Here is a 3,050-nt window from a genome sequence, read left to right as displayed (position 1 = left end):
CCAGGACTGCATCGAGAAGATCGACATCGGCGGTCCGACGATGGTCCGCGCCGCGGCCAAGAACCACGCCAACATCGCGATCGTCACCGACGGTGCCGACTACGCCGCTGCCCTCACCGCCGCGCAGGGCGACGGCTTCTCCTACGAGGAGCGCAAGGTCCTCGCCACCAAGGCGTTCGTCCACACCGGCACGTACGACGTCCAGGTCGCCTCGTGGATGGGCTCGGTCGTCACGGACTCGTCCGAGGGCACCGGTTTCCCGGCCTGGATCGGCGGCACCTGGGACAAGTCGGCGGTGCTCCGCTACGGCGAGAACCCGCACCAGCCGGCCGCGCTCTACCGCTCGGGCTTCGGCTCTGCCGGCCTCGCGGGCGCCGAGCAGCTGCACGGCAAGGAGATGTCCTACAACAACTACGTCGACACCGACGCGGCCCGCCGCGCGGCGTACGACCACGGCGACCAGCCGACCGTGGCGATCATCAAGCACGCCAACCCGTGTGGTGTCGCCGTCGGCGCCGACGCGGCCGAGGCCCACCGTCGCGCCCACGAGTGCGACCCGGTCTCCGCCTTCGGCGGCGTGATCGCCACCAACGTCTCCGTCTCCGTCGAGATGGCCAAGCAGGTCGCCGAGGTCTTCACCGAGGTCATCGTCGCCCCGGCGTACGACGAGGGCGCGGTCGAGATCCTGCAGGGCAAGAAGAACATCCGCATCCTCGTCGCCGAGCCGCTCGCGACCGGTGGCGTGGAGACGCGTGCGATCTCCGGCGGTCTGCTGATGCAGCACGTCGACCAGTTCCAGGCCGAGGGCGACGACCCGGCCAACTGGACCCTCGCGACCGGTGAGGCTGCTGACGAGGCGACCCTTGCCGACCTGGCCTTCGCCTGGCGCGCGGTGCGTGCCGCGAAGTCCAACGCGATCCTGCTCGCCAAGGACGGCGGCGCTGTCGGCATCGGCATGGGCCAGGTCAACCGCGTCGACTCCTGCAAGCTCGCCGTCGAGCGCGCCAACACCCTCGTCGAGGGCGAGGAGCGGGCCCGCGGCTCGGTCGCTGCCTCCGACGCGTTCTTCCCGTTCGAGGACGGCCCGCAGATCCTGATCAACGCCGGCGTGAAGGCGATCGTCCAGCCGGGCGGCTCCGTGCGCGACGAGCTCACGATCGCGGCCTGCAACGCGGCCGGCGTGACGATGTACTTCACGGGGACGCGGCACTTCTTCCACTGAGTTACTGACGCAGCAACGGCGGCACGGGGGCAACCCGGTGCCGCCGTTGCTGCGTCTGACGCTGCGACTCGAGGCGAGCTCGCGGATTCCCCGAAGCACTGGGGTGGCGGCGGCTCCCGGCCGGTCCTAGCGTCGATGCATGGAGTTCACCGCCGACCAGCGCGCGCTGCAGGACCGGTTCGACAGTCGCCGGATCGCAGACCGGATCAACCAGCTCCTCGTCGCCGACCGGCTTGACGCGGACGACGCGGCGTTCATCGAGAGCCGCGACATGTTCTTCCTGTCGACGGTCGACGCGAGCGGCCAGCCGACGTGCTCCTACAAGGGCGGGGCGCCGGGCTTCGTGCGCGTCCTCGACGAGAGGACGCTCGCCTTTCCGTCGTACGACGGCAACGGGATGTTCCTGTCGCTGGGCAATGCGTCGGAGACCGCGAAGGTCGGGCTGCTCTTCATCGACCTCGAGCATCCGAACCGGATGCGGGTCCACGGCGAGGCGACCGTGTCCGCCGACGACCCGCTCCTCGACACCTGGCCGGGCGCGATCCTCGTCGTCCGCGTCAGCGTCACCGACGTCTTCCCGAACTGCCCGCGCTACATCCACCGCTGGCAGAAGGTGGCGGAGTCGCCGTTCGTCCCGCACGCGGGTGTCGCTCCGCCGATCCCCGGCTGGAAGCAGGCGGAGTGGGCCTGCGACGCGCTGCCGCACGACGACCCGGCGTACCGGCCCTGAGCCCGGCCCCGAGTCCGGCCCCGAGTCCTGGCGTCCGGCGGCGCGCGCGGAGAGCGGCGTACGCCTGCTGACTCCCTAGACTGACCCCCGTGACTGCACAGAAGCTTGACGGCACCGCCACCTCCGCCGCGATCAAGGACGAGCTCAAGGTTCGGATCGGCGCGCTCCGCGACCAGGGCGTCGTGCCTGGTCTCGGCACGATCCTGGTCGGCGACGACCCGGGCTCGCGGTGGTACGTCGGCGGCAAGCACAAGGACTGCGCCGAGGTCGGCATCGAGTCGATCCGCATCGACCTCCCCGAGACCGCCTCCCAGGAGGAGATCGAGGACGCCGTCCGGCAGCTCAACGACGACCCGGCCTGCACCGGCTACATCGTGCAGCTCCCGCTCCCGCGCGGCCGCGACGAGAACCGTGTGCTCGGCCTGATCGACCCCGCCAAGGACGCCGACGGCCTGCACCCGACCAACCTCGGCTGGCTGGTGCTCGGCAAGGAGGCTCCGCTGCCCTGCACGCCGTACGGCATCGTCGAGATCCTCCGCCGCCACGGCGTCGAGATCGCCGGCAAGGAGGTCGTGGTCGTCGGTCGCGGCGTCACCGTCGGCCGCCCGCTCGGCCTGCTGCTCACGCGTCGCAGCGAGAACGCGACCGTCACCCTCTGCCACACCGGCACCGTCGACCTGGCCGCGCACGTGCGCAAGGCCGACATCGTCGTGGCCGCCGCCGGCGTTCCCGGAATCATCACCGCCGACATGGTCAAGCCGGGCGCTGCGGTCCTCGACGTGGGCGTCTCGCGCGTCGACGGCAAGGTCACCGGCGATGTCGCCGACGACGTCTGGGACGTCGCCGGCTGGGTCTCGCCCAACCCCGGTGGAGTCGGCCCGATGACCCGCGCGATGCTGCTGGCCAACGTCGTGAGCATCGCCGAGAGCAAGCTGGCCTGACGTGGCGGACGAGCCGCTCGAGCCGGTCGACGACACGGAGCCCGTCCTCCCCGAGGACGCGGACCTTCCGGACGACGTCGTCGCGGGTGTCGATGCGGTTCGTGGACCGATCCCGCCGCTGCGCGAGGTCGCCCGGATCAAGCAGCCCGAGACGATC

General features: G+C 71.0%; 3 protein-coding genes. All 3 read left to right on the top strand.

Translation table 11 applies throughout. From position 1 onward, the window contains the following. On the top strand, nucleotides 1–1,222 hold a 1,222-nt coding region (purH, locus tag EPD65_RS16045; RefSeq protein ID WP_131585962.1), incomplete at its 5' end, for a bifunctional phosphoribosylaminoimidazolecarboxamide formyltransferase/IMP cyclohydrolase. A gap of 139 nt (nucleotides 1,223–1,361) precedes the next feature. Continuing rightward, a complete protein-coding gene (locus tag EPD65_RS16040; RefSeq protein WP_131585959.1) occupies nucleotides 1,362–1,952 on the top strand; it encodes a pyridoxamine 5'-phosphate oxidase family protein in 591 nt (196 codons plus the stop codon). An 89-nt stretch (nucleotides 1,953–2,041) separates the two neighbouring features. Beyond that, the gene (locus EPD65_RS16035; protein WP_131584594.1) at nucleotides 2,042–2,893 is read left to right on the top strand and encodes a bifunctional methylenetetrahydrofolate dehydrogenase/methenyltetrahydrofolate cyclohydrolase; all 852 of its coding nucleotides are present in this window, start codon (nucleotides 2,042–2,044) and stop codon (nucleotides 2,891–2,893) included. Nucleotides 2,894–3,050: the final 157 nt, after the last annotated feature.

The organism is Nocardioides jejuensis (genome assembly GCF_004337475.1).
GTDB classification, from domain to species: domain Bacteria; phylum Actinomycetota; class Actinomycetes; order Propionibacteriales; family Nocardioidaceae; genus Nocardioides; species Nocardioides jejuensis.
Note: the sequence above shows the minus strand (reverse complement) of the source record. Positions and strands in the feature narration are given on the sequence as shown.